The sequence below is a fragment of the Arcicella sp. GW822-FHT02H01 genome, from assembly GCF_058802005.1.
In genome coordinates this window covers 3,971,738-3,995,751 of record NZ_JBXANT010000001.1, presented here as the reverse complement: position 1 = coordinate 3,995,751, position 24,014 = coordinate 3,971,738, and the positions used below count along the sequence as shown (strand labels likewise).

At 34.9% G+C, this 24,014-nt stretch carries 21 protein-coding genes; 8 read left to right on the top strand and 13 right to left on the bottom strand.

The window, feature by feature from the left end; translation table 11 throughout:
- The first annotated feature begins 131 nt into the window (after positions 1–131).
- The 3 genes from AC1RNE_RS16695 to AC1RNE_RS16685 all read left to right on the top strand — a co-directional run bounded on the left by AC1RNE_RS16695 (position 132) and on the right by AC1RNE_RS16685 (position 4,264).
- Entirely contained in the window at positions 132–2,336 is a 2,205-nt protein-coding gene (locus AC1RNE_RS16695; protein WP_492802389.1) for a TonB-dependent receptor, read from the top strand.
- Positions 2,337–2,489: 153 nt separating this feature from the next.
- On the top strand, positions 2,490–3,134 hold the full coding sequence (locus AC1RNE_RS16690) for a hypothetical protein (protein ID WP_492802387.1): 645 nt from the start codon (positions 2,490–2,492) through the stop codon (positions 3,132–3,134).
- A gap of 53 nt (positions 3,135–3,187) precedes the next feature.
- A complete protein-coding gene (locus AC1RNE_RS16685; RefSeq protein WP_492802386.1) occupies positions 3,188–4,264 on the top strand; it encodes a sensor histidine kinase in 1,077 nt (358 codons plus the stop codon).
- Positions 4,265–4,302: 38 nt separating this feature from the next.
- Here the strand turns inward: AC1RNE_RS16685 and AC1RNE_RS16680 are convergent, their stop codons facing one another.
- Positions 4,303–4,854 (bottom strand): GNAT family N-acetyltransferase, encoded by a 552-nt coding sequence (locus AC1RNE_RS16680; RefSeq protein WP_492802384.1) that lies wholly within the window; start codon positions 4,852–4,854, stop codon positions 4,303–4,305.
- Positions 4,855–4,924: 70 nt separating this feature from the next.
- On the opposite strand from AC1RNE_RS16680, the gene AC1RNE_RS16675 reads away from it, so the two are divergent.
- Positions 4,925–5,713 (top strand): LytR/AlgR family response regulator transcription factor, encoded by a 789-nt coding sequence (locus tag AC1RNE_RS16675; protein ID WP_492802383.1) that lies wholly within the window; start codon positions 4,925–4,927, stop codon positions 5,711–5,713.
- A 133-nt stretch (positions 5,714–5,846) separates the two neighbouring features.
- On the opposite strand, the gene AC1RNE_RS16670 is transcribed toward AC1RNE_RS16675, so the two are convergent.
- From AC1RNE_RS16670 to AC1RNE_RS16630, 9 genes are all read right to left on the bottom strand, one after another.
- Complete coding sequence (locus AC1RNE_RS16670) at positions 5,847–5,990, bottom strand: hypothetical protein (protein ID WP_309912195.1); 144 nt, start codon at positions 5,988–5,990, stop codon at positions 5,847–5,849.
- A gap of 92 nt (positions 5,991–6,082) precedes the next feature.
- On the bottom strand, positions 6,083–7,420 hold the full coding sequence (gene argH, locus AC1RNE_RS16665) for an argininosuccinate lyase (RefSeq protein WP_492802381.1): 1,338 nt from the start codon (positions 7,418–7,420) through the stop codon (positions 6,083–6,085).
- A 23-nt stretch (positions 7,421–7,443) separates the two neighbouring features.
- Positions 7,444–8,628 (bottom strand): acyltransferase family protein, encoded by a 1,185-nt coding sequence (locus tag AC1RNE_RS16660; protein WP_492802379.1) that lies wholly within the window; start codon positions 8,626–8,628, stop codon positions 7,444–7,446.
- A gap of 17 nt (positions 8,629–8,645) precedes the next feature.
- Complete coding sequence (locus AC1RNE_RS16655; RefSeq protein ID WP_492802377.1) at positions 8,646–9,725, bottom strand: M20 family metallo-hydrolase; 1,080 nt, start codon at positions 9,723–9,725, stop codon at positions 8,646–8,648.
- 34 nt (positions 9,726–9,759) lie between these two features.
- On the bottom strand, positions 9,760–10,686 hold the full coding sequence (locus tag AC1RNE_RS16650) for an ADP-ribosylglycohydrolase family protein (protein WP_492802375.1): 927 nt from the start codon (positions 10,684–10,686) through the stop codon (positions 9,760–9,762).
- Between the two features lie 23 nt (positions 10,687–10,709).
- Positions 10,710–11,084, bottom strand: a complete 375-nt coding sequence (locus AC1RNE_RS16645; RefSeq protein WP_492802374.1) for a type II toxin-antitoxin system VapC family toxin — start codon at positions 11,082–11,084, stop codon at positions 10,710–10,712.
- 3 nt (positions 11,085–11,087) lie between these two features.
- Positions 11,088–11,321, bottom strand: a complete 234-nt coding sequence (locus tag AC1RNE_RS16640) for a hypothetical protein (protein ID WP_492802373.1) — start codon at positions 11,319–11,321, stop codon at positions 11,088–11,090.
- A gap of 105 nt (positions 11,322–11,426) precedes the next feature.
- Positions 11,427–12,212, bottom strand: coding sequence for an acetylglutamate kinase (gene argB / locus AC1RNE_RS16635; RefSeq protein WP_492802371.1), 786 nt, complete (start codon positions 12,210–12,212; stop codon positions 11,427–11,429).
- 54 nt (positions 12,213–12,266) lie between these two features.
- A complete protein-coding gene (locus tag AC1RNE_RS16630; protein ID WP_492802369.1) occupies positions 12,267–13,241 on the bottom strand; it encodes an N-acetylornithine carbamoyltransferase in 975 nt (324 codons plus the stop codon).
- Positions 13,242–13,931: 690 nt separating this feature from the next.
- Here AC1RNE_RS16630 and AC1RNE_RS16625 point away from each other — a divergent pair.
- From AC1RNE_RS16625 to AC1RNE_RS16615, 3 genes are all read left to right on the top strand, one after another.
- On the top strand, positions 13,932–15,116 hold the full coding sequence (locus AC1RNE_RS16625) for a sensor histidine kinase (protein WP_492802368.1): 1,185 nt from the start codon (positions 13,932–13,934) through the stop codon (positions 15,114–15,116).
- Positions 15,117–15,176: 60 nt separating this feature from the next.
- A complete protein-coding gene (locus AC1RNE_RS16620) occupies positions 15,177–16,685 on the top strand; it encodes a glycosyltransferase family protein (RefSeq protein ID WP_492802367.1) in 1,509 nt (502 codons plus the stop codon).
- 69 nt (positions 16,686–16,754) lie between these two features.
- Positions 16,755–17,903, top strand: coding sequence for an acyltransferase family protein (locus tag AC1RNE_RS16615; RefSeq protein WP_492802365.1), 1,149 nt, complete (start codon positions 16,755–16,757; stop codon positions 17,901–17,903).
- 70 nt (positions 17,904–17,973) lie between these two features.
- On the opposite strand, the gene AC1RNE_RS16610 is transcribed toward AC1RNE_RS16615, so the two are convergent.
- Positions 17,974–18,309 (bottom strand): helix-turn-helix domain-containing protein, encoded by a 336-nt coding sequence (locus tag AC1RNE_RS16610; protein WP_492802363.1) that lies wholly within the window; start codon positions 18,307–18,309, stop codon positions 17,974–17,976.
- 228 nt (positions 18,310–18,537) lie between these two features.
- Between AC1RNE_RS16610 and AC1RNE_RS16605 the strand changes: the two genes are divergently transcribed.
- Entirely contained in the window at positions 18,538–18,789 is a 252-nt protein-coding gene (locus AC1RNE_RS16605; protein WP_492802361.1) for a hypothetical protein, read from the top strand.
- Positions 18,790–19,010: 221 nt separating this feature from the next.
- Here the strand turns inward: AC1RNE_RS16605 and AC1RNE_RS16600 are convergent, their stop codons facing one another.
- Complete coding sequence (locus AC1RNE_RS16600) at positions 19,011–20,207, bottom strand: nucleoside permease (RefSeq protein ID WP_492802360.1); 1,197 nt, start codon at positions 20,205–20,207, stop codon at positions 19,011–19,013.
- Between the two features lie 346 nt (positions 20,208–20,553).
- A complete protein-coding gene (locus AC1RNE_RS16595; RefSeq protein ID WP_492802359.1) occupies positions 20,554–23,940 on the bottom strand; it encodes a PAS domain S-box protein in 3,387 nt (1,128 codons plus the stop codon).
- Between the last annotated feature and the right edge of the window lie 74 nt (positions 23,941–24,014).

The following is a 24,014-nucleotide window of genomic DNA, read 5'->3' as shown; positions in this document are numbered from 1 at the left end:
TCACAATATTCAATTAAAATTCCCTCTTAAAAATCCTTAGTTCATCCATCATAATCATCACTTCATCGGAAATCAATTCAATAAATATTCATTTTGAAGTTGTTTTGAATCGTCAATTAAACAACACGATGATGAAAACCTTTACTTATCTATTAATCCTCTATTTCTTATTTATTGCTACGCAAGTTTTTTCACAAACTACAGTAACAGGTAAAGTACTTGATGAAAAAGGCAAAGGCTTACCAGGGGCAAACATCTCTTTAAAAGGCTCTTATGACGGTGCTACTGCTGATGCGGATGGAAATTTCAAATTCACCTCTACTGAAAAAGGTGAACAAGTACTTGTTTGTACTTTTGTAGGCTTTGATACTTTCAATAAGAGTATTTTGATGAATGAGAAGAATATTGAAATTATTTTCAAGCTTAAAGAATCAGCCAACGAACTAAATACCGTCACTGTTACAGCAGGTACTTTTGAGGCGTCAGACGAAAAGAAAACAACGCTAATAAAGCCACTAGATATTGTAACTACTGCGGGTGGTGGAGCCGACATTACTCAAACCATGACATTGCTAACACCAGGGTCTCAACGCAATGGTGAATCTACAGGGATGTTTGTCAGAGGAGGTTCGGCACAGGAATCTAAAATTTTGATTGATGGACTAACTGTTCAAAATGCTTATAATACAGCTTCACCTGATGTAGCCTCTCGTTCACGGTTCTCTCCTTTTCAGTTCAAAGGTTCAGCTTTTTCAACAGGTGGTTATTCTGCACAATATGGGCAGGCTTTATCAGCCGTATTATTGATGAACACCACTGATTTAGCGACGGAATCAAGTTATACTGTCAATGCCAATTTTGCACAACTTTCTACTGCTTACACAAATTTATCCGACAATCATTCAATCAGCGGAACGCTGGCTTATACTAACCTTACACCCTTATTCAAGATATACCCACAAAATATAGATTGGGTGAAAATTCCAGAACAAATTAATGCCGCAGCATCCTATCGCTTGAAACCTTCGGCAGATGCAGCCTTTAAACTAGATGCAGTATATGCCAAAAGCGAGTCTGGTATGATGTTCAATAATACCGAACAAAATCTTTCGCTTTCACGATTTGGGGTAAAAAACAATAACATCCTAATAACAAGTACGTATCAAAAAGCATTAGATAAAAATGCAGCATGGGTATTAAAATCTGGTGCTTCTTATTCTTATAACAAAGATATCCTAAGCGTAAATGCTGATGCTTTTGAAAAAACTGAACAGCGTTCTCAATTCAGAGCTGTAGCGATAAAATCATTTGATAATGGTTCAAATATTTTATTTGGTACAGAAGGACACATTGCTGAGTATGGCTTAACAATAGCCCAAGCTTTGAGCGATGCAAAGCAATATAAATTAACGGATAATTTTGAAGCGTTATTCTCTGAATCAGAGTTTTATTTAACCCGTAAATTGGCGGGCAGAATCGGGGTTAGAGCCGAGCATTCATCCTTAGCATCAGGCTTTAATGTAGCACCAAGATTTTCTTTGGCTTATAAAACAGGTCTTTATTCTCAAATATCAGCCGCAGGAGGTAGCTTTTACCAAACACCTGATTTTCAATACTATTACTATAACAAAACGTTAGGGTATGAAAAAGCCACTCATGCAGTATTGAACTATCAAGTTATTAAAGATAACCGTACTTTTAGGGTTGAGGCTTATTATAAAAAGTATTCAAACTTAGTTCGTGAATATCCTGCCCAAGAAAATTATTTTGATGCCAATCCTCAACGTTTTCCAAATGGGAGAACAGATAATTCGGGTTTTGGCGATGCTCAAGGGCTTGATGTATTCTTTCGTGATAACAAATCATTTAAGAACGGGCAATTGTGGATTAATTATAGTTACTGCGACTCTAAACGTTTGTCTGGCAATTACCTTACTGAAACACAACCTAGCTTTGTCTCAAACCATAACCTAAATGTTATTTACAAACAATACATTGCCAAACCTATGATGACGGTTTCGGGAACATATTCCTTCACGAGCGGTCGCCCCTACTATAATCCGAATAATCCAGTCTTTATGTCCGACCGCACGCCTGCTGTACATAATACTAGTATTTGGATTAATTACTTAACCAACATCAAAGGTAATTTTATGGTAGTTTACTTTTCAGTTGATAATATCTTAGGAACGCACAATGTCTATAATTATCGCTATTCAGCTGATGGCAAGACACGCACAGAAGTAAGACCAGCGGCTTATCGCATGATTATGCTTGGTACATTTATCACGATTTCTAAGAAAAAAGTGTTGCCAGAAGATATGCGTAAAAATTGATAAAACACAAACATTTTTCACGCTAAGAAAACGATAACTCACCCCTTGAAATACTTAGTTCATCAGAATTACATTCATTCAAAAGCTAGCGTAACCTACTTTTGAAACATCAAAAAGAAAATACTCACACAAAAAACATAACCGAATATTATCATGAAAAATCTATTCTTAACCTTCGTTATTGCATTAACAGTTTTTATCTCAAAGGCTACCGATAACGAACGCTTTAATAAAGCCATGGGCGAAACCTTGGGACAATTAGGACAAGCCAAAGACGTAATAGCATTTCAGGAAGTGGCTAATAAATTTGAAAGAATAGCGAGTTCAGAAGCTACAGAATGGTTGCCTAATTATTATGCTTGCTTGACGTATACATTAATTGCGATGCAACAAAAAAATGGTGGTGATATCGATAAGTACTTAGATAAAGCCGACACTTTTGTAGATAAATTAGCACAGCAAAAAGTGACAAGCTTAGACGAAGTAGAAGTATTGAAAGCACAAATAGCGATGATGCGTATTTCAGTAGATGGGCAAGCGAGATTTATGAAATACGGTTCAGCTTTTGAAGGAGCTGTCAACAAAGCAAAAGCTATTAATCCTGAAAACCCTAGAGCGTATTCATTAAAAGCTCAAATGATTTTTTATACGCCAGAACAATTTGGTGGAGGTGCTAAAAATGCTTGTCCTGAAATCCAAAAAGCCTTAGAAAAATTCGCTAACTTCAAAGCAATAAGCCCAATCAGTCCAAACTGGGGCATAGAGCAAATCAAGGGCATGGCGAAGGCATGTAATTAAGAAAATAAACTTATACAAGAATCATGACGGTGTAAAAGCCGTCATTCATTTTTATGGCAAAGGAATTAAAATCAGGTTTTTGGGGGCGTTTCTGGTTGATAGGCTTTTTTACTGTAATGGCCTTTAATGGACATTTCTATTTTATCATCGCTATTATCAGAGGGAAAAGCCAATACAAGGATTTCTTTATTAATGTAATTTACAGCAATATCTATGATGCCACTATGATGATTGGTTTGTGCTGGCTATTCATCAAGTTTGGTTCTTTCAGTAAATCTTCCTTAGTAAAGCATAGTATTTTAACCCTCTGCATGATTGTCTCGGCCATCCTAAAATTTTTCAGTTTTTCTTTTCTATACGGCCTTTTTGAAGAAAATACTCCTGAGAGAGTCTCTAACTTTTCCAGAGACAATTACGATTTATTCTTTGTATTAGGTCCTATACTTGGGGCTAATATTATCTACTATTGGTTTACGCATGAACGCACTAGGCTTATTAAAATGACTGAACAGGAATATCAGCTATTACAATTAAACGACCTTAAAATCAGGGCAGAATTAGAGGCATTAGAGGCTAAAATCAATCCTCATTTTTTGTATAATTCTTTGAATTCTATCGCTTCGTTAGTACACGATGACCCTGACAAAGCTGAACACATGGTATTGAATTTATCAAAATTCTATCGCTATTCAACAGGACGAAGTCAGGAACATTTTGATACCTTAGAGAACGAATTAGAGATTGTAAAGACTTATCTGGAAATTGAGAAAATCCGTTTTGATGAGCGATTGGTTTACTCTGTTAAATTTGAAGACGAAGCTTTTAGAAAATATAAAATACCGAGATTTTTGTTACAGCCTATTATAGAAAATGCCATCAAACATGGTATTTCAAAAATTGCAGGACAAGGTATCTTGAAAATTAAGGTCTCGCAGGAACAAGACAACTTAATTATCAAGATTTTTGATAATGGTGTTCCCTTTCCAGATAATATTTTTTCTGGCTATGGTTTAAAATCTATCCAAGATAAACTTCGCTTACTTTCAGGCGAACATGCTTCGATGGAACTTACCAATAAACCAGAGAAAGTTGTTATTATTGCTTTGCCTGTAGATAGTGATAAGCTGTGAGCCGTCAGTTATGAGCTTTGAGCTTTTTAAATCTCAGTTTAGCGGATTTTTAGTTTCCAGTTTTTAACTTGCATTTTTTCGATGTGCTGTACTTCGGCAATGCCAAATTCTCTAAAACCTGCTTTTTTGAGTACGTTTTGAGAAGGTAAATTAAAAAATGGAGTATCGGCAATAATGGTTTTTAATGATGGTTCAAGGCTCGCCCAATCTATCAAACAATTCAGGGCTTCGGTAGCGTACCCTTTTTCACGGTGCTTGCCATCAATAAAATAGCCTACCATGGTTACCCCATCTTGATCTGGAAATCCTGCAAAGCCAATACCACCAATAGAAATATTTTCAGCAACTAAAACTATTTCCCAAGTGGTGTACCAAAAAAAAATGTCAGAATTTTCAGCCGTCATCGGAAGCCAAAAATTAACTAAAGCATCCAAAGTTTCAGCTTTGTCAAAATCATTAATTTCCCATGTAGATGGATTTAAACCTAATTTTTCCACCATCTTATCTCTACTTTGAATAAACCAAAGCGTTAATAAATCATTATCTAAAGGTATTAATTTTAAACGCTCAGAATATATTTCTATCATCATTATCTCCACGATTTGCCATATCGTGTGTATCAAAAAGTAATCAACGATTTGGCAAATCGTGATAAAAACTATGTTTAAAACAATATTAATCGACGACGAAAAACTAGCTATCAATCGCCTCGAAAGATTGCTTGGCAAATATAACGATACTTTTGAAATAATAGGGCGTGCAAACAATGGAGCCGAAGGGCTTTCGCTAGTAGAAACGCTCCGTCCTGATTTAATTTTTTTAGATATTGAAATGCCTGTCATGACAGGCTTCGAAATGCTTTCTCGTCTTACTTTTATGCCTTTGGTAGTTTTTGCCACGGCTTTCGACGAATATGCTATCAAAGCTTTTGAAGAAAACTCAATAGATTACCTTTTGAAGCCCATAGAATATGAAAGATTGGATAAAACTGTGCAGAAATTAATGCTCTGGCAGTCGAACATTGTTGCCAAAATAGAACAGCCTATCAATCAAGAAAACCTATTCAATGATAATCTTCTAAAAATGATTGAGGCTATGAAGCCTAAAAAGGCTATTAGTTCTATTTCCGTAAAAACGGGCAACAAAATATTATTGATTGATTTACAAGATATTAGTCATTTTGAGGCTGATGATAAATATGTTTTTTTGATTACCCTCGACGGACAAAAATATTTAACGAGCTACACAATTTCTATTCTTGCAGAGAAATTGCCTTCTCCTCAATTCTTACAAATTAGTAGAGCAAACATTGTGAATACTCAGAAAATCAAAGAAATAGAAAAGCATTTTAATGGAAAATTTCAGATTACGATGAAGGATAAAGGACAAAGTAAAATGATGTCTGGTGGGACTTTTGGGGAAGCTATTAAGGCTTTGTTTGAGATTTAGGTTTTTGTTGGGATTTTAGGATTTTTAGACTTTAGACAAAAGATGCTAGACACAAGATGTAAAAGTTTTTGATGTTAGCGACTGAAGAACTTTAGGACAAAAAATCACTAATTCACAATTCACTAACTCACAACTACTTAAAGATTCCTTTCGCTATTAAATATGGAACGATTAACCAAAGTAATCCTTTGATTAAGAAAAAGAAAAAACCTGCCCAACCTAAGCGTTTGAGCCATGCACGAAAGTCCTTTTTGGGTGGTTGATTATTATTTTCCAAAGTTTGTAATGATGGTTTTCAGTTTAACGCCATTCTCTTTTAAATAGTTTTCAACTCAATGATTTTTCTCTCATTGAGTTGAAAAGCATCTACTATTTTAATAAATCATCTACGGCATTTTGTACTTTTTCAAAGCCAAATCTTCCTACTACTTCTTGCATCATGGCTGTAATTTGGTCGTTGCACAAATTGCCAATACTACCTTCATGACTGTGTTTTAAATCACGATTAGGTGTATAAGTGTCTGAATTGATTTCGTTACCGATAATTTTATAAGCCTCACGGAAAGGTACGCCTTGCAATACTAACTCGTTTACTCGTTCTACCGAAAATAATAAATCATATTTGGCGTCTTCCAAAATACCTTCTTTTACTTGAATATTCGAAAGCATGAAGTAAGTCATGTCCAAACAATTGAGTATCTCATCAAAAGCAGGCATTAAGATTTCTTTCAAAATCTGCATTTCACGATGATAACCCGAAGGCAAATTGCTCATTACCAACATAATTTCATTAGGAAGACCTTTCAAACGATTGGTTTTCCCTCTTAACAATTCTGCTACATCAGGATTCTTTTTATGTGGCATGATAGAACTACCCGTTGTCATTTCATCGGGCAATTTAATAAAGCCAAAATTCTGAGAATTGTACAAGCAAATATCCATCGCTAACCTCGAAAGCGTCGAGGCAAATTGAGCAATGGCTGTAGTAGCAAACAATTCCGTTTTACCACGCGACATCTGTGCGTACACTACATTATAATGAAGGTTGTCAAACCCTAATAATTCAGTAGTCATCGTGCGGTTCAACGGAAAAGACGAACCATAGCCCGCCCCAGAACCTAGCGGGTTTTTGTTGGCCAAACGATAAGCTGTTTGCAACATTTCCATATCATCCACCAAACTTTCAGCATAAGCACCAAACCATAACCCGAAACTTGAAGGCATTGCAATTTGTAAGTGCGTATAGCCTGGCAATAATACCTCTTTGAATTTTTCACTTAAAGCAATCAACAATTCAAACAATTGGTTAGACGACTCAGCTACTTCTTGCAAACGGGTACGGGTAAAAAGTTTTAGGTCTACCAACACTTGGTCGTTGCGCGAACGTCCTGAATGTATTTTTTTACCAGCTTCCCCCAATTTACGCGTAAGCATCAATTCTACCTGCGAGTGAACATCTTCAATACCTTCTTCAATGATAAAATCCCCTGCTTGAATAGTTTGATAAATTGCCTTTAGTTCTTGTTGAATGTCAGATAGTTCTGACTTTTCAAGCAAGCCAATGCTTTCTAACATCTGTGTATGAGCCAAAGAACCCAGTACATCAAATTCAGCGAGGAGTACATCAAATTCAGGGTCACGCCCAACGGTAAATTTTTCAATTTTTTCGTTTACCGAAACATTATCTTTTTGCCAGAGTTTGCTCAATTTTTTATCTTTTATAATGCGTTTTAAACCTTAATAAATATCTTCTTTTGATACATCCATCGCAAAATTAGCCATTCAAACAATAAAATGAGTGTTCCTTGCACCAAGGTTTTATAAGGAATCCCAAAAATCATGGCATAATCTTTCCCGAGATGGATGAATAAAGATTTTGCAATGTATGAATCTACCGTATGTGCTATGATATAGGCAGCGATAGAATTTGTACCAATTACTAACAAAAAATAGGCATAATTTCTTTTTTCAAGGACATCAATCGTCCAGTAAAAAAATGCCATTAGCAGAAAACACCAGCCTCCGCTAAAGATTACCCAAGTAGGTGTCCATATTCTTTTTACATTTGGGCATATTCCTAAGCTATTAATCAACGAGCCTAGTACTAATCCTGCTATTCCTAGTATGATAAAGTTTCTCAATTTTTGATTAGCAGTCATGGTTGATTTCAACATATTGCCAGCCAAAAGTCCAAGAATCATGGTGCCTAAAGTAGGAATAAAACTCAAAGTAACATAACCTCCTCCATTGAAAACAAAAGGATTTTCACGAGGGAAAAGGTTTAAAAACCATTGATCAAAATGAGCGGCAAAATTGCTGTTTTTATTCCAATGGGCAGCAAAACCTTTGAGCAGATGTGGCCAGTCTTTATCCACACCAACCGATGAATAATCAAAAGAAGCATCAGGCAATGGATAAACTGCAAAAACTAGCCAATATCCCAGAAGAATGATGATTAAGGCAGTAATTTGTATTTTCTGCGAGCGGAAATTCAATAGGAACAAGAAAGAATATCCTAAGCCTATTTGGGTAAGGGTATCTTCAAACGTGAAATTTGTTCGGTTTCGCCATTGAGAACGAAGAAAGATGCCTAACAAAATCAACTTTAAAGAACGCCACAATACATGACTAAACACCTTGATAAAACGTTCTTCTTGTTGCAAACGATTAGCCACTGAATAAGGAAGTACTACGCCTACTAAAAAAGAAAAGGAAGGTTGAATTAAATCATGTAAAGAACAGCCTATCCATTCCACATGAGATTGATGAAACGCTAGTATTTTCCAAAAGGAACTTTCGGGTAATGCTTGTGATACTTTATCAAAACTCAATACCTCGGCCATCATTAAAAACATCACGAAGCCACGATATACATCTGCTGAACTAAGGCGACTAGTGGGCAATGACTGAGACATTGTTTCTTGAGTTTATTTTATCTAGCAATGATTACTTCTCCCAACATTTTAATATACAAATCTATCCCTTCTTCTATCTCTGAAAGATAGATAAATTCATCTGCTGTATGCGAACGACCAGAATGCCCAGGGCCTAATTTCAACGACTGGCAGTCTAAAACAGCTTGGTCGGAAGTAGTAGGCGAACCATACGTATTCCTTCCCAGCTTAATTCCTGCTTGAACAATAGGGTGTTCTAAAGGAATAGATGATGGTTTCAAGCGAATAGAACGAGCCTGCGCATCTGATTCAATATGCTGGCGAATAGTATCCAGTGTTTCTTCTAATGAATATTGCTCTGTTACCCGACAGTCAATCGTAAAACTACAAGTATCAGGCACCACATTATGTTGCTTACCAGCGTTGATAATGGTAACCGACATTTTCATTTTGCCTAATACGGGCGATACTTTTGGAAATTCATAGTTTTGAATCCAATTAATATCACGAAGTGCTCTATAAATGGCATTATCTCCTTCTTCCCGAGCAGCATGACCTGCCTTTCCGTGAGCAGTACAATCAACCACCATTAAGCCTTTTTCGGCAATTGCCAAGTGCATTTCTGTCGGCTCTCCTACTATGGCGAATGATATTTCGGGCAAATCGTTTTCTTTCAATAATAACTCCAGCCCATTTACGCCTGAAATCTCTTCCTCCGCAGATGCCACAAAAAGGATATTGAAATTTAAATCACTTCTATGATAAAAATAACAAAAAGTAGCCAATAAACTTACTAAGCATCCTCCCGCATCATTACTTCCCAAACCATATAGTTTATCTTCTAGCACGAGTGGCTCGAAGGGGTTTAAGGTCCAAGAAGGATTAGGTTTTACGGTATCGTGATGTGAGTTTAGAAGTACCGTTGGTAAAGACGAATTGAAATGTTTGTTTCTTGCCCAGAGGTTGTTAATTTTTCTGCGAAAGGGCATATTTCTTTCTCTGAAAAATTCTTCAAGAATATCACCGGTTTGTTGCTCTTCACGACTAAACGATTGCGTGGCAATCAATTGTTTTAAAAGAGCGATAGCATCTTGAGTAAGTTGTTGTTGTAAGGTCATATAGTTTGACTTGGTTTTGAAACCAAGTAGCTTTTTATCCGAGTTTTGAAAAACGGTTTGCCAGTGCCAAAATATCTTCTTTGCGAGCTAATTGATTAATCCACTCTACTGGAATTTGGTCAAAACCATAATACAAACCAGCCATTCCACCAGTTACAGAGCCAATAGTGTCGGTATCACCCCCTAAATTTATACCTTTCAATACAGCATCATGAAAATTGTCGGTCGTAAGAAATGTCCAGAGGCTGGCTTCTAATGTATGAAGAATATATCCAGAAGAGAAAATTTCATCTTGAGAGAGGTGAAAAATATCATCAAATAAAATTCTATTATAAAGCTCTATTTCAGCATTTTTTATTTGAATTAAATGCAAATAATCACGAACAGTATTTTGGGTTTCGTAATAAGCTTCAAATTTATTTTCTTCTTTTAATAGATTTATGACAAATTCAACGGCAAAAAAACAGCCAATAATGGTACGAACATGCGCATGAGTAATGCTAGATACTTCTCTGACCATGCAAAAGCGTTGGTCAATAGACTTATTTTTCAGGTAAAAAGCCAATGGTAAAATACGCATCAATGACCCATTTCCATTCGAATAATCATCACATTCACCAGATTGGTAAGGAGAAACCCCTTTTAATATTTTATCGATAGCATTTCGCGTAGCAACACCAACATCAAAAACTACCTCTCGGGGTGTCCAGACATTGAATTGATACCAATCACACAAACGCTTGGCTAATTGTTCTATATCATAGCCTTCAATGAGTTGTTCAGCCAAACAAAGCGACATGGAAGTGTCATCTGACCAAGTACCAGCAGGTTGATGATGCGTACCATATTCACGCATCCCCACTACTGGTTTTGCTTGTAAATGTTTACGACTCATAAACTCTACAGGTACGCCTAAAGCATCACCAGTGGCAATGCCAAAAAGTAGTCCTTTACTGCGCATTATTTGATTTTTTTAGAACTCTTTTAGACTTCATACAAATCCAAATTGGGAATAAAGCTGAAATCTTTTAAGTTATATGTAAATAGTGGGATTCGATGAATCACAGAAGTAGCACCTATAATAGCATCAGGGATTTGTAATCCATGACTCAATTTAAATTTTTCAATCAGAGAAGTTGCCAGTTTCGAGGTTTCTAAATCAATATCTATTACATCAAAATATTTTATTTTCTTTTTCATTTGGGCAAGCTCGGTTTTGTTTCTCATCCCTTGATAAAGCTTCATCAATGTTATTGATGAAATCACGATGTTATCAAAACCTATTTTACCCATTGCATCAATGGCATGCTCTTTACCATTAAAAGCACTTATAAAGATATTAGTATCGCAAAGTACCATTAATTATTCCCAGTTTCTTTTCCATGACTGAGTTCTCATTTCATCTAAATCCCGAGGGTTTTCTTTCCAAATTCCGAACAAACCTTTTGGGTCAATAGACTTATCCCCTTTCGTAATCAAAGGGTTGATTTTCAAGTCAGATGAAATTACGCTGATATTTTCTAATTGGAAAGACTTAAATAATGAAAAAAGCTTTTCCAATTCTGCTTGGGTATTTACTTCAAATGTAACATTCATTATTCCTCTTTTTTATTTTCTTTCGTAAAAATAATTTTTAAATAATGGCTTTACAATGTTTTGAATAAAAAAGGCTAAGTTTTAATATTACTATTCTCTTTTATATCAAACCCCTACTAGTTTTGTTCCTGCGATACCATCTTTAACGGCTAATTTTACTTCTTTAGCATGGCAAATTGTTACTTGTGCTACCCCATCAGTTAATGCTTTGAAGGCATTATCCAATTTTGGTATCATCCCTTTATTAATAGCTCCTTCAGCTTTATAATGCTCATAATCAGCAGGCTTTAATACTGCTATTACAGATTCATCATCCTCTGGGTCTGACAGTACCCCTTTTTTCTCAAAGCAATATACCAAGTTTACTTCATAGTCCTCTGTCATTGCCACAGCTATTGCTTGTGCTTGTGTGTCAGCATTGGTATTTAGCATATTTCCTTCTTTGTCGTATGTCAAAGGGGCAAACACTGGCACAATATCTTGTGCTAACAAACTAGCAATGAAAGAACTATTTATTTTTTCAATATCTCCAACAAAGCCATAGTCAATCGTTTTTACTGGTCGCTTTTTCGATAAAATCACACCCGCATCCGCACCAGTCAACCCAATGGCATTATCACCAAACTGTTGCATACGTGCTACTAATGATTTATTGACCAAACCACCATACACCATTGTTACGACATCTAACATGGCTTTATCCGTGATTCTTCTTCCTTCAACCATGACGGTTTCAATGCCTAATTTTTCAGCTACTTGGGTGGCTATTTTACCTCCGCCGTGTACCAAAATCTTGGGTGCAGGAATATCTGAGAAATCTTTTAGAAACTGTTCACAAAAAGCAGGATTATCAATAACGTTCCCTCCGATTTTTACAACTGTTAATTTCATATTATCTTATAGAAAACGCTTTTGGCAATTATTAAGCATTTTCAAAAACAAAAGCTAGAATAAATAAGGACTTTCTTCTTTGATTATTTTAAGTAGAATTTGCTTCAACACTACCTGAGCCGACCATACTCTATTACCTGCTTGTTGAACTACTACAGAATGATCAGAATCTAACACGGCATCTTCTACTACAATATTTCTACGAACTGGCAGACAGTGCATAAACTTAGCATTGTTAGTCAGCTTCATTTTGTCCATCGTCACCATCCACGCTGGGTCTTGATTCAATATTTTTCCGTATTGTTCATAAGAAGACCAGTTTTTGGCGTAAATAAAATCGGCATCCTTAAATGCTTCTTCTTGGTTATTAGTAACCTTAGCTTTGCCCGCAAATTCAGGAGCAAGCTCATAGCCTTCTGGATGTGTAATTACAAAATCAACATCAGCAGCATTCATCCATTCTGCAAAAGAATTCGGAACAGCCTGTGGCAAAGCTTTTACGTGCGGTGCCCAAGTAAGTACTACCTTAGGACGAGGCTTCGTTTTCAATTCCTCAATCGTAATTAAATCGGCTAGCGATTGCAGCGGGTGACGAGTAGCAGATTCCAAACTTACGATTGGTTTACCTGTATGTTTTACAAATTGATTGACTACTTTTTCTGAATAATCTTCTTCACGATTTACTAATGACGGAAAACTACGAATACCCACAATATCACAATACTGACCCACAACTGGGGCAGCTTCCTTAATATGTTCGGCTTTGTCTCCATTCATGATGGCACCATCTTCAAATTCTAAGCCCCAGCCATCCTGTCCAACATTCATTACCATAAGCTCCAGACCAAGGTTCTGAGCGGCACGCTGTGTACTTAAACGAGTACGAAGGCTTGAGTTAAAAAACAAAAGACCCATAGTCCTATTTTTACCTAGGTGTTTGTCTGCATAGGGAGCTTTTTTATATAATAGGGCCTCTTTCACAAGTGCTTGTACATCAATGGCATCTTTGACCGACAGAAAATGTTGCATATTTTATAAGCTGATTTAATCTTAGATATTATTTAAATTTCTTCAAGCCTGATTAAGCAGATTAATATTTTTGAAGAAGATTTTGCAAAGTTAATTCAATTGTTAAAATAATGCATGATTTTGTTAAAACAGTTAAAGAACTATTAAATCGAGGGTTCATTGTTCATAATGATTAAACTTATTTTGATAAAAACATTTTTATCAAAATTCAGGAGTTTAAGATATTTTATGTTACACTGAAGCAAAAAAAAATATGGCGAACCTTAGAAAGACTCGCCATACTACCACTAACACACCAAAATATAGACTTATACCTTTAAAAAAGATAATAAATCTCATTTCTTAAAAGTATTTACGTAAGAAATGGAGGAAAGGATTGCAAAAACTCAACTTTTTTTTATTTTTTTTAAATATTTTTTTTCATGACCCTACAATTAATAGTCGTCCTTCAAGAAAACCACTATATCAATAGCGTATTATTAAAATCTCGTGATATAAATTACGCCTATTTTATCAATAGAATTGGGTATAATCAATTATCCATAAGAGTAATGTTTTCTAAAAAAACTATTAGTTCAGTCAGCATAACTTTATCGTTTATTTTTAAAAAATAAAGCAGTAGATTTGACGTTAGGGAAAAGGAAAAAACTAATTGCCTGATATTAAAATCGCTTATTTAGCATATTATTTATGATTTTATCTGTAGATATTTATAGCCGTAATACTTGGTGGAAAGTAGCCTTCTTAGGGTTTTGTTTGGTTGTCGGTATATTTTCTTTATATTTTACCGACAAAATAGTTTCAAAACTCGAAGAACGTGAAAAACAACAAATAGAATTATATGCTGAATCGCTGAAATATGCCATGACCAGCGACCCCAATCAGGATGTAAATTTTTTCTTTGAGAAAATAAAAAAATCGAATGAGAACAATACCATTCCCATCATTCATAAAGACGGAAACGGGTATCTGACTGCTAGAAATATAGAAATGCCCGAGGGCTTGAGTTCTAAAGCACAACAAACCTTTTTACAGCAAAAACTAGAGGAAATCATCAGAGACGATAACCCACCTATCGAGCTCGATATGACACTGCACACGGAATATATTTATTATGGCAATTCCCGTTTATTAGATTTGCTTCGTTATTATCCCCTTTTTCAATTAGCAGTAGTATTAGTCTTTGGCTTGGCAGCTTATTTGTTTTTTGATGCCTCGAGGCGTTCGGAACAAAACCAAGTTTGGGTAGGTTTGGCCAAAGAAACTGCTCATCAATTAGGCACTCCTCTTTCCTCCCTTACGGCATGGGTGGAATATTTCAAAAATGACCCAACCTATGACCCCGAAATCGTTAAGGAATTAGAAAAAGATGTTACCCGATTAGATATTATTACAACTCGTTTTTCAAACATTGGCTCTATTCCAGTATTGAAACCAGAAAATATTATCGAAACAATAGAGACTTTTATGTCGTATTTGCAAAAAAGGATTTCTACTAAAATTATTTTTTCATTTGATAATCAACTTAACGAAAAGCAAACCGTTAATATCAATCGCTACCTATTTGAATGGGTAATCGAAAATATTTGTAAGAATGCCGTCGATGCCATGGGTGGAGTGGGCTCTTTAAAAATTACTTTATCTGAAACCAAAAACAATAAAATTGCCATCGACATAAGTGATAGTGGCAAAGGGATTTCTAAACAAAATGTCAGCAAGGTTTTTAATCCAGGATTTAGTACTAAAAAAAGAGGCTGGGGCTTAGGGCTAACGTTGGCAAAACGTATTATTGAAATATACCATGATGGTAAATTATTTGTAAAACAGTCGGAATTAAATAAAGGGACTACATTCAGAATTTTGCTAGATGTTTAATCAGCTTTCTTTTTGCTCTTAAAATGTCTAATTTTGCACGACAATTTAGGCAATTACATTATGCAACAATACTTAGATGCTTTAAATCTTAAGAAGATATTACTTATTGGTCTCTTTTTCAGGGTATTATCTATTATTTTTTCTAAAGGATATGCTTTTACAGACGACCATTATGAAGTAGTTGTGCTTGCACAAAATTTGCTTGACAAAATTGACTCTCCCTTTACACAAGATTTTTTAGTAAATGGCGAAGCCTATCTGTTCAGTTTAATATATCCCTATATTCATTATTTAATTTTTGCTACTTGCGAATGGTTTGGAACAACCAATCCCGAAACAAAAATGTTATTCGCAAGAATCGTCAATAGCCTTTTCTCGTTATTAAGCATTTATTATGGCTATAAACTGACGGAACGCCTAAGTAACCGAAAAAATGATGCAAAAATCGTTGGGTTATTATTAGCTGTATTTTGGGTATTCCCGTTTATGTCGGTTAGAAATCTAAGAGAATTTGTTTGTATACCTCCTTTATTGATTGCCTGTTACTATGCTGTTAATCCAAAATTAGACAACAAATCTGTTCTCTGGGCAGCTTTTTGGTTTGTCATAGCTTTTGTATTCCGTTATCAAATTGTATTTATTCCTTTTACAATTGGTTTAGCGTGGTTATTGACCAAAAATCAGTGGCAAAAAGCCATCTTATTTGGGTTCGGATGCATTGTTTTTTATTTACTCACTCAGGGCGTTTTTGATTATGTGTATTGGGGTAATCCTATTGCTTCCATCAAAGCTTATTTCACATTCAATGCTGATGCAAAGAATATTGAGATTTACCCTAATGGTCCTTGGCATAGGTATATTGGAACAATGGCGGGCTTAACCTTAGGATTGTCTTCCTTATTATTTTTTGCAGGATATTTCAAAACAGCAACCCAAGCTGGCAACAGACGAATACTGTTTTTGGCTTCATTATTTTTCTTTGCTTTTCACTCTTATTATCCCAATAAACAAGAAAGATTCATCCTGCCTTTTATTCCTTTCTTTTTGATATTGGGTGTAATTGGCTTCAGAGATATTTACGAAACATTACAAAACAAAGCATGGTTCAGGACTACTACTAAGGTGCTGGTCTATTGGTTTATTGTCCTTAATACTATATTACTTTGTATTCTTTCAGTAACCTACACCAAACGTTCGAGGGTGGAAAGTATGAATTATTTTAGAGAAAAAGGCGACCTTCAGAATTTTGTTGTCCAGAACTTTCAGGCTTCGCAACCAGTGGCTATCTTTTATTTAAACAGACGATTAGACTATTATGATATCGATACCCCTAAAAAACTTGAAGAGTTACCTAACGAGCTTAAATCAGGAAAAAAGGTATATCCCAACTATTTAATTTTGGTAGGCTCTGCAGATTTGGAAGCAAGGCTTGCGATGATGAAGAAAATATTCCCCAACTTACAACACGATACTAACATAGAACCAAGTTTTATAGATAACATTGCTTACGTTTTAAATCCTTCACACAATCATAACGAGACCTGGTTTATTTACAAAATAGTCCGATAGTAGTTTTTCAAAAATACTTGGACTCAACTATCCTTACATTATTAAAACTAACCAATATTAAAGCAAATAATGCAAAAATCTCATCAATCAGTTTATTTCCCTAATTTAAATGGAGTTCGATTTATTGCCGCTTTTTCAGTACTCATTCATCATACAGAACAAATAAAATATTTGATGGGTCTTGAAAATTTTTATGATTTCTTTATCTTAAAAAATATGGGGAAGTTGGGCGTGGGCTTGTTTTTTGTATTAAGTGGTTTCTTGATTACCTACCTTTTATTGAGTGAAAAAGATAGAAGAGGAGATATTTCTACCAAGGATTTTTATATCAGGCGAATCCTGAGAATTTGGCCATTGTATTATATCATCGTCTTGTTAGCTTTTTTTGTCTTTCCAGAGTTTTCTTTCTTCTATGGCCCTCTGGGAAATGACTTTAATTATGATGCTAATTTTTATAAAAGACTTCCTTTCTTTTTACTTTTCCTTCCCAATGTAGGTTTTGTATTTTATAGAGCACCCTATCTGTGTGCCCAAACTTGGTCTATTGGTATTGAAGAACAATTTTACGCCATTTGGCCTTGGATTATTAAAAGGAAAAATCCATTAAAATCATTCTTAATTGTAGTAGCAGTATTTGTAGCAATAGTAGGGAGTACGTCTTTCTATTTTCTAAAATTGAGTGACTTACCAGAAGCAACCAAAGCAAAGATTTATGAAAATCTTGCCCTATTTTTTAGTCAGTTTAGAATACTAACAATGGTAATTGGAGGAATTGGGGCGTATTTAGTTTTTAGTAAGCAAGAAAAGATTTTATCTTTTTTATTCAAAAAGAGCACGCAGATTATCGTTTATACGATAACAGTATTGATAATTGGTTCAAATGTCTATATTCCGGGTTTCAATCTTGAATTTCATGGCTTTTTCTTTTGCTATTTCATCATCAATGTAGCTGCAAACCCTAATACAATCCTAAACCTAGAAACCCCAATTATTCATTACTTGGGCAAGATTTCCTACGGTATTTACATCTACCATTCAGCAGTTATTGTGTTCTGTATCAATGCGATACACTACTTTCTGGGAAATAGCCTGAGCCTTCCTATTTTTAACGTCATTCTATACACGTCAGCCATCGGTTTAACCATCCTTGTTTGTGACTTATCCTTCCGTTTTATCGAAACGCCATTATTACGTTTAAAAGAAAAATTCAACCGATAAATATTTGATAATCAGAATATTAATTTCAATATAATATTCTGATTATCAATCACTATGATCCAACGTTGGGTCAGTTTTCTCTAGGAGTATTTTGCATCAGTAATTTACCTTGTAGCTCTATAATTTGTTTTTGCATTTCAATTACATCATCAGCTTTCAACGCAACATAGCCAGCTTCTGATTCTTGTACTACAGACATCGAAGGAATATCTGTTTCACCTGTTAAATAAGCCACTTTTACATTCAATGTTTCCGCCATTCTTTTCAACTGAGAATACTTTGCATCGTTTCTATTCAAAATAGCATGTAAAGTAGCTTCGGTAATTTTTGATTGAGTCGCTAATTGCAATAACGTCATTCCTTTTTCTACAATTAGTACTCTTACTCTGTCCTCAATTCGTTTCATGTGTGTGCTGGGTAAATAATCTAATTCTCAAGAAGTATTAGTATTTATCTTTAATAATTAAAGTTGATTTATTCTTATTTATTTACTGTAAATTTTGAGTTATACTCATATAACTATAGCTTTGCATTATCAAGTTATTCGTCATTAATACATAAAATCGACCTAGTACCTAACAAATTATGTCTAACAAAATTTGTAGGGTACAAATATAAACGCTCTGACATTCGTATGCCATCAAATGACCTAAAAAAAACATCCGAATTACTTAAAAGCCGGATAAAAGTTTGCAAAGATTCTTTACCCAATAATTGGAGACAAAGAATTATCATTATCGCACCTGAGTATGATAGTTTAAAGGGTGCAAGATTAATGGATAATGTTTACAAACTCCGTTCTTCCGACCTACGTCTTACAGAGCTAATTGAAAAAATTGTAGAAGAGTTTAATCAAAAAAAGGGGCAAAATCCTAAAAAAATATAGTTTGATAAAGAAGAGAACAGATTAGTAATCGACAACAAAATTAATGTTGTTACATTACAAGTATAAACGCTTATTACCAGAAATTGTTTTTAATATCTTAAATTATTTATATTTAATTATTATTAACTTTTGCTAATGATAATTTTAAGATATAAGCTTTCAAAAGCTTTGTCTAGTAATAAGCGTTTTCTAGGAGTATTAAAATTAATAATTAAAATCTTTTATTCCACTAATTTTTCTGTTTTTTTATCGTGAAAAAATATCACGAACAGAATTAACACTATGGCAGCAATACCAGCAGGTACCATCCATACAGAAGTCCAATCGTGGACATCGCCAGTAGTATATTTTGTCAATACTTTCCCAGAAAGAAACGAGCCAATTCCCATTCCAACACCATAGGTAGCTAATGTAATTAAACCTTGTGCCGAGTTTTTGATTTTATCGCCAGCTTTGTTATCCGTATAAATTTGCCCAGTAACAAAGAAGAAATCATAACAAACACCATGTAGGATAATAGCTAAATACAAAATCCATTCTGATGAAATACCATCCCCATAGCCAAAACAGATAAATCTGATAATCCAAGCGATAAGACCAACGATTAACATCTTTTTAATACCAAATTTTTGCAAAGCGAAAGGAATTAAAAGCATAAATAACACCTCAGAAACTTGTCCTAAAGACATCTTGTTCTCTACGTTAGTCATGTGTGATTCCGTAAGTGATAAATTCGCATGAGCATAATAAAATGCTAATGGAATACATACTAAAACCGATGATATAAAAAATATTAAGAAAGATCTATCTTTAAAAAGTACAAATGAATCTGTCCCTAAAATTTGCGAAACAGAGGCTGTACCAGTAGCTTTTGGAGGTGTATTTGGCAAAGTAAAAGCATAAATTCCCCAAGCAATAGAGGTAAACATCGCAATTTGGAAAATCGTTACTTTATCCCCAATCTCATATGCGCCAATAATATTGGTTACTACAATCCAAGCAATCGTTCCTAATACTCTAATGGGAGGAAATTCCTTACCTGGGTCTTTCATCTGATTCATCGCAATCGAACTAGACAAAGCCAAATTTGGTGCGAAAGTCAAGGTATAAGCCAAAATATACCAAAAGAAAGTATCTGCATCTTTGTTTTGAATTAAGAAATATAAAATAACAGCTCCTAATAAATTCAAAACACCCATTACTTTTTGTGCCGAAAAGAATCTGTCAGCAATTAATCCTACGAAAAAAGGGGCAAAAATTGAAGCAATTGAAAAAGTAGCGTAAGCACTTCCTATTTGATCACCATTAGCATGTAATGACGTAAATAAATACTTACCCATTTGACCGTACCAAGCTCCCCATGTACTAAACATCAGGAACATCATAAACATAAGTTGAATTCTAGTAGTTAATCGCATATTTTGTTTTAGATAAAGTAAGAAAAACCTAAAATTGAAGATTTTCAAGCAAGTAATTTAATTCATAAATTTATAAATTCTGTCATGACTAACCCTAAAATTATCAACTGGAATGTTAAATAATTAAAATACAATCAATTATCTAATCTTGTGTTGTTTTGATATTTTAAAAAATTTGAAAATATCAAAAAACATGTTTTATTTTTGTCAAACTTTTTTGAATTACAGTAAGGTCATTTTTTGACTTTTTCATCAACAAAATAATTATCTGCTAAAATTCTATTAGAATATAGTACTGCTTAACACACTCATTATAGGTACAATGCTTTAGGCATTGTACCTATTTTTATAACTTCTTATAAGCTTCTTTAAATGCTTCAAATTCATCTTGTAAAATCAAGATTTCCTTCTCAAAAAACGTAAAATCGCAGTGTTTGGCTTTTTCTTCAATAATCCTTGTTATCTCGTGTAAACGAGATGCTCCCAATGTTCCTGAATTACCTTTTAAAGTATGTAGCTCGCTTTGTACTTGTTTACAATTGCTTGAATGAAAACCTTCAATTGCAAGGTGAATCTGTTCAGTAGCTTCCTCTTCAAAACCTTCCAGAATAGAACTTACGAAACTCATATCTCCGCCAACACTATTGGCAAGCTGTTTGATAATTTCTTGATCAAGCACAGGCAGTGAATCTAGTGAGATTTCAGCAGGAGTATTTACTTTTTCAAGCGATTTATCATCTGTTACTGAGGTTATCTCAGCTTTCATTGAACCTGCCGTACCAATTGTTTTAATAGGATTCTTTTTGTGATTGTTTCCTCTTTCAACCCATTCTCTAACTTTTCTTACCAAAATTTCGGCTCTGATAGGTTTAGGTACATAATCATTCATTCCATTGGCCATAAAACGGTCGCGGTCTTCTCGCATAGCATAGGCCGTCATGGCAATAATCGGTGGCAGGTTATCTGACAATGCTCTTAATCGATGAGTAGTCTCGACACCGTCCATCTCAGGCATCTGAATATCCATGAATATTACATCAAAAGGTTTTTCTCCTAATGATTTTTCTACCAAAGCAATGGCTTTCTTACCCGAATCGGCTGTAATTACTTCACATCCAGCTTTTCGCATGATTTCACTGGCCACTTTTCGGTTGGTTGCATTATCATCTACTAGCAAAATATAAGGGGTGATATCGCTAAAATGACCAACAACTTGGAACGCTACTTCGTCTTTTTTAGCCATCATTGGGCTAATATCTGTTTGCTTAATTTCGATGATAAACCAAAAGGTAGAACCCTTACCCCAGTCAGAGTAAACGCCTATTTCTCCTTTCATCAAACGACAAAGCTCTTTTGAAATCGCTAATCCTAAGCCTGTTCCTCCAAAGGATTTTTTAGTAGAATTATCTACTTGCTGAAATGCATTGAAAAGCATTTTCAGGTTTTCTTCTGTAATACCAATACCAGAGTCTTTTATGTCAACCCGTATTCTATTAAACTTACCTCTTTTTTGTACTAGATTCACCTTGATATTTACTGTGCCATTCTCGGTAAATTTCAACGCATTTGAAGTAAGGTTAGACAAAATTTGTAAAAGACGTGTCTCGTCGGCAATCACAAATTCTGGTAGACTCTCACCAAATTCGCAGATAATTCTATTTCCTTTGTTAGCAGCAATCTGCGAGAAAAGTGCCTGTAATCTATCAAAAACATCTTTGAAAACAATTGGTGCTTCGTGCAAAGCCATTTTTCCCGCTTCAATTTTAGCTAAATCTAAAATGTCATTCAGGATATGTAAGAGTGTTTCTGATGATTTTTTGATGGTTTGAACATAGTCTTTTTGTTCTATATCCAGTACGGTGTCATTCAATAAATCAATCATCCCGATTACACCGTTCATAGGTGTCCTAATCTCGTGGCTCATATTGGCCAAAAACCGCTCCTTTACTTTTAACGAACGTTCAGCTTCGTCTTTTGCTTTAACAATGTCTTGCTGATATTTCTTTAAATCGGTTATATCTCTCCCAATCCCTGATACCTCCTCAATCATACCATTATTTAGGAAAATCGGATTGAGATAAATTTCTATCCAATTCGGGTTACCATCTTCCGAATCTAGCTTTACTTCAAAATGTTGTTGCTCTCCTCTAAATGCAGCTTTATATTTTTCTTCTAATACCCTCCTATCTGTCGTCGAAACCATTCTGAAACCAACTTTCTCGGTACTCAGCATCAATTGTGGTTTTACATTTAATTGGTTTTCTATCAATTGAGAATACTCTTTATTGAAAGATGTTAACAACATCTTACGGTTCACAGACCACATTAAGTGTGAACTACCTTCAATAATAGCATTCAATCGGGCTGTTTCACGCGCCAAAATGTCTTCTGCTTGTTTACGAGCAATAGCCAAGGCTACCTGACCAGAGATAAAGTCTAGTAACTCTAAATCTTTTTGCTCATACTTGTTCTGACGTTCATAAGATTTTAAGCCAATGATTCCCGTTACTTTATTGCCTATCCTCAAAGGAACACAAATCATCACTTTGGGTACTACACCATATAGATAAATTGTTTTGTCTTCGGCCAATTTAAAAATGTCATCATCCCTCAAAATTAAAGGTCTGTTTGCTGCAATGGCATATTCTGTTAGCCCATTCCCCAACTTTCGTTTGGTAAAATTCACCCGACTATCAAAATATTCATCGACATAATAAGGGAAATACAAGAAGGATTTTGCAGAATCGTATTGAGCGATAAAGAAATTCTTTACGTCAATTACCTCTCCTAGTTCTTTATGAATATTGACATATAAATCATCTAAATTGGTAGAACGAATCGTTGCCTGCGCAATACTTGCATATAGTTTTGATGCTCGCTCTGCCCTTACTTTGGCCGTTGAGTTATGAAAAATACAGCGAAAAGCGGTTGGTACGTCTTTCTCAAAACGACAGTTTACTGAACCCGCTAAGTAGAGTCGGCGACCATCTTTTCTTCTAAAAACTACTTCAAAGTCTGGTATATTTACTCCATTTTTTACCTTCTCAAATTTTTCAAGGGCATCTTTGGCAAAGTCTGGATGAAGAATATCTTTTAGTCTTAAGGCAGCTAATTCATTCGACTCATAACCCATGGTTTCTAACCACGACTTATTTACATACAAAAATCGCCCAGAAATACTCGTGATTTGAATTACGTCGGTAGTATTCGTAATCAAATCCTGCAATTGAGCATTCGAACGTGCTAAGGCTTCGGCTACTTTTCTACGTTCAGTAACATCTTCACCTATGATGGTTAAGTATCTTGTATCATCGCCTGAGTCATTGAAAATAGTAGAATTCAGTTCAACATATTTTACTTGCCCACTCTTTGCAAGCATTGTTCTTTCTTTTTGGTCAAACAATCCTCCTTTTTCCATGGCATCTTGAAAAGAGGTTATTCTTTGTACTTTCTCTTCACTAGGCACCAATACATCAAAAAAGTTTTTTCCAATCAATTCATCTGGCTGATACCCTAACATCCTCATTGAAAAGGCATTACAATACAATATCGTACCGTTATCCTCTAGCACCATCCCTACTAAATTAAGATTCTCTACAGCCTTTTCTAACTCAGCAGCCATTGAAGGGGGCATTTCGCCTGCTCTTTCATTGGCTTCTAATACTCTTAATTCTTTTTTGAGGTGACGAATTTCTATGATTAATTCTTCTTTTGTTTTATGAGACCAACGCATAGCTTTTGTTCTTGGTTATTTTCCTTTTCGATTTTAACGAAATTTTATCTTAAAAGTACAAAAAACGGCGTAAT

Bases quoted from the DNA above. Each gene is read 5' to 3' on its own strand.
- AC1RNE_RS16690 (WP_492802387.1), top strand. From the start codon at position 2,490: ATGAAAAATCTATTCTTAACCTTCGTTATTGCATTAACAGTTTTTATC.
- AC1RNE_RS16680 (WP_492802384.1), bottom strand. From the start codon at position 4,854: ATGATGATAGAAATATATTCTGAGCGTTTAAAATTAATACCTTTAGAT.
- AC1RNE_RS16620 (WP_492802367.1), top strand. From the start codon at position 15,177: ATGCAACAATACTTAGATGCTTTAAATCTTAAGAAGATATTACTTATT.
- AC1RNE_RS16610 (WP_492802363.1), bottom strand. From the start codon at position 18,309: ATGAAACGAATTGAGGACAGAGTAAGAGTACTAATTGTAGAAAAAGGA.
- AC1RNE_RS16615 (WP_492802365.1), top strand. From the start codon at position 16,755: ATGCAAAAATCTCATCAATCAGTTTATTTCCCTAATTTAAATGGAGTT.
- AC1RNE_RS16645 (WP_492802374.1), bottom strand. From the start codon at position 11,084: ATGGTACTTTGCGATACTAATATCTTTATAAGTGCTTTTAATGGTAAA.
- AC1RNE_RS16630 (WP_492802369.1), bottom strand. From the start codon at position 13,241: ATGCAACATTTTCTGTCGGTCAAAGATGCCATTGATGTACAAGCACTT.
- AC1RNE_RS16595 (WP_492802359.1), bottom strand. From the start codon at position 23,940: ATGCGTTGGTCTCATAAAACAAAAGAAGAATTAATCATAGAAATTCGT.
- AC1RNE_RS16640 (WP_492802373.1), bottom strand. From the start codon at position 11,321: ATGAATGTTACATTTGAAGTAAATACCCAAGCAGAATTGGAAAAGCTT.
- AC1RNE_RS16650 (WP_492802375.1), bottom strand. From the start codon at position 10,686: ATGCGCAGTAAAGGACTACTTTTTGGCATTGCCACTGGTGATGCTTTA.
- AC1RNE_RS16695 (WP_492802389.1), top strand. From the start codon at position 132: ATGAAAACCTTTACTTATCTATTAATCCTCTATTTCTTATTTATTGCT.
- AC1RNE_RS16605 (WP_492802361.1), top strand. From the start codon at position 18,538: ATGCCATCAAATGACCTAAAAAAAACATCCGAATTACTTAAAAGCCGG.
- argB (WP_492802371.1), bottom strand. From the start codon at position 12,212: ATGAAATTAACAGTTGTAAAAATCGGAGGGAACGTTATTGATAATCCT.
- AC1RNE_RS16660 (WP_492802379.1), bottom strand. From the start codon at position 8,628: ATGTCTCAGTCATTGCCCACTAGTCGCCTTAGTTCAGCAGATGTATAT.
- AC1RNE_RS16625 (WP_492802368.1), top strand. From the start codon at position 13,932: ATGATTTTATCTGTAGATATTTATAGCCGTAATACTTGGTGGAAAGTA.
- AC1RNE_RS16675 (WP_492802383.1), top strand. From the start codon at position 4,925: ATGTTTAAAACAATATTAATCGACGACGAAAAACTAGCTATCAATCGC.
- AC1RNE_RS16685 (WP_492802386.1), top strand. From the start codon at position 3,188: ATGGCAAAGGAATTAAAATCAGGTTTTTGGGGGCGTTTCTGGTTGATA.
- AC1RNE_RS16655 (WP_492802377.1), bottom strand. From the start codon at position 9,725: ATGACCTTACAACAACAACTTACTCAAGATGCTATCGCTCTTTTAAAA.
- AC1RNE_RS16600 (WP_492802360.1), bottom strand. From the start codon at position 20,207: ATGCGATTAACTACTAGAATTCAACTTATGTTTATGATGTTCCTGATG.